Source organism: Pseudonocardia ammonioxydans (assembly GCF_900115005.1).
GTDB lineage: Bacteria > Actinomycetota > Actinomycetes > Mycobacteriales > Pseudonocardiaceae > Pseudonocardia > Pseudonocardia ammonioxydans.
In genome coordinates this window covers 1-2286 of record NZ_FOUY01000133.1, presented here as the reverse complement: position 1 = coordinate 2286, position 2286 = coordinate 1, and the positions used below count along the sequence as shown (strand labels likewise).

Below are 2286 nucleotides of genomic sequence, written 5' to 3'. Positions count from 1 at the left end.
CGGCTGCGCCATGATCGGCCAGACGATGATCAACGTGAAGTCCGGTGCCCGCACCCGGGTCTCGACGTTCCTGGCCGGGGTGTTCCTGCTGATCCTGGTGGTGGCCCTGGGCGAGGTCGTCGCGTTGATCCCGATGGCGGCCCTGGTCGCCGTGATGATCATGGTGGCGGTCTCGACGTTCGACTGGCACAGCGTGCAGCCCTCGGTCCTGCGCCGGATGCCCAAGAGCGAGACGACGGTGATGGTCTCGACCGTCGCCGTCACCGTCGGCACGCACAACCTGGCCTACGGCGTCGGGGTCGGAGTGCTGGTGGCGATGGTGCTGTTCGCGCACCGGGTCGCGCATCTGGTCGAGGTCAGCTCGGTGCTCGATCCGGACGGCACCAGCAAGGTCTACCGGGTCAGCGGTCAGCTGTTCTTCGCCAGCAGCAACGACCTCGTGTTCTCCTTCGACTACGCGAACGACCCGCAACACGTGGTCATTGACCTGTCCGCCGCCCACATCTGGGACGCCTCCACCGTTGCCTCCCTGGACGCGATCACGACCAAGTACGCCGCACGCGGCATCGAGGTGACTGTGACCGGCATGAACCACGACAGCAGCACCCGACACCAGCGACTCGCCGGCCACCTCGCCGGCGGCCACTGACTGACCATCGGTCACGGTCACGACGACGGCGCCCGCCGCAAGGGGGGTAGGCGGGCGCCGTCGCGTGCGATCCGGCGACCCCCCGGAGGGCTGGAGCCCCGGGGACGTCGCCCGGACCGGCTCATCTCGCCCGGCTGAAGCCGCGGCCGTGGCGACGGAAGTACGGCACAGCTTCCCGCCATGAGGCCGCCGTCGCGTCCCGGTCGCTGACCAACGACACCGGGACCGGCCAGGGAATCGCCAGCTCGGGGTCGTCGTAGCGGACCGCGATGTCCTCACCGGGGTCGTGCTCGGCGTCGATGCGATAGCAGATGTCAGCGGTCTCGGTCAGCGCCTGGAACCCGTGCAGTACCCCGCGCGGCAGATACAGCGAGGCCAGGTTGTCGTCGTCGAGCCGGAACGTCGCCGACTGCCCGAAGGTCGGTGAGTCCGGACGCGCATCCACGACGACGTCGAACAGGGCCCCGTGCGAGCAGCGCACCAGCTTGGCCTCACCGGCCCCGGTACGCCCGTGCAGGCCGCGCACCACACCCTGTCGACTGCGGGACTGGGAGTCCTGTACGAACCCGGCCGGATCGATCCCGGCCTCGGTCAGTGTGCGCGCCTCGGCGGTACGGCTGAAGAACCCGCGCTCGTCACGGTGCGGCGACGGCGCGAACAGCAGCACCCCCGGCAGCGGCGTGGAACGAACGTGCATCAGACCTCATCGGGAAGGGTGACAACCACGCAGAAATCTACCCTAACGTAACAGGAGTGTTAGCGCCGAGTTCATGCGCATCGTGCTGGCCTACTGGGGGCGTACGTGCACTTGAGCCGAGCTTCCAACGGAGTGTCTAATTGCCCTCACGTCAGGGTTGCTGGGTGGTGGTGCGCAGCGATGGGTGCGTCGTGCACCTGTCGTTCGCGTCGCTGACTATCCTCGACCGACAGCGCCCGTGTCGGGCGGTGACGAAAGGTGGGGCATGTCGATGGGCGAGGAGCTGATGCAGATCGGTCAGGTATCGACGCGCATCGGTTTGTCGCTGCGCACCATCCGCCACTGGGACGAAGTGGGGTTGGTGACCCCGTCGGCACGTTCAGCGGGCGGATTTCGGCTCTACACCGAAACCGATGTCGAACGGCTGGCGTTCATCAAGCGGCTCAAGCCGCTCGACTTCAGCCTCGACCAGATCAAGGAGCTGTTGGCGACCGTGGACGGGCTGGCGCAGCAGGAGGAGCTCAGCTCGGAGCGGCTCGAGGATCTGCTCGGTCGTCTGGCGATGTTCCGGGCGGCCACGGACAGTCGGCTCGATGCCCTGCGCCACCAGGTCGACAGCCTCGAGTCGTTGTCACGTGACCTGAAGAACCTCGACACATCCACCCGGTCGTACAACGCCTCACAGACCCCCTGAGCTGCATCGTCTGCGGCCGTACCGGCCCATGGAAATCGTCCGGCGTATGCCGCGGGCGGCACCGAACGCCGACCTGCTCTACCGGACCGCCCGGCTGACCGAACAGGCCGCGGTCGAGGCACTGTCGTCGCAGTCCGAGTGCGAGGTGCTTCGCCGCGACTCCGACGGCGAGTACCTGGCGCTGTTCAGCAACAAGTGGCGGATGGACATCATCTGCAAGAAGTTCCCGGACCTGCGGTTCGAGGC

The 2286-nt window shown here is 67.4% G+C and carries 3 protein-coding genes and 1 pseudogene; 3 read left to right on the top strand and 1 reads right to left on the bottom strand.

What is annotated here, in order from left to right:
• Window positions 1-649 (top strand): SulP family inorganic anion transporter (locus BM093_RS34605; RefSeq protein WP_143105719.1); only part of this gene is annotated, 649 nt, incomplete at its 5' end.
• Window positions 650-770: 121 nt separating this feature from the next.
• Here the strand turns inward: BM093_RS34605 and BM093_RS34600 are convergent.
• Window positions 771-1346 carry a dTDP-4-dehydrorhamnose 3,5-epimerase family protein gene (locus tag BM093_RS34600; protein WP_085916394.1) on the bottom strand — a complete coding sequence of 192 codons (576 nt, stop codon included), beginning with the start codon at window positions 1344-1346 and terminating at the stop codon, window positions 771-773.
• Window positions 1347-1617: 271 nt separating this feature from the next.
• Here BM093_RS34600 and BM093_RS34595 point away from each other — a divergent pair, with 271 nt between their 5' ends.
• Window positions 1618-2040, top strand: a complete 423-nt coding sequence (locus BM093_RS34595; protein ID WP_085916419.1) for a MerR family transcriptional regulator — start codon at window positions 1618-1620, stop codon at window positions 2038-2040.
• Window positions 2041-2086: 46 nt separating this feature from the next.
• Window positions 2087-2286 (top strand): annotated as a pseudogene (locus BM093_RS34590) (hypothetical protein); the annotation flags it as partial.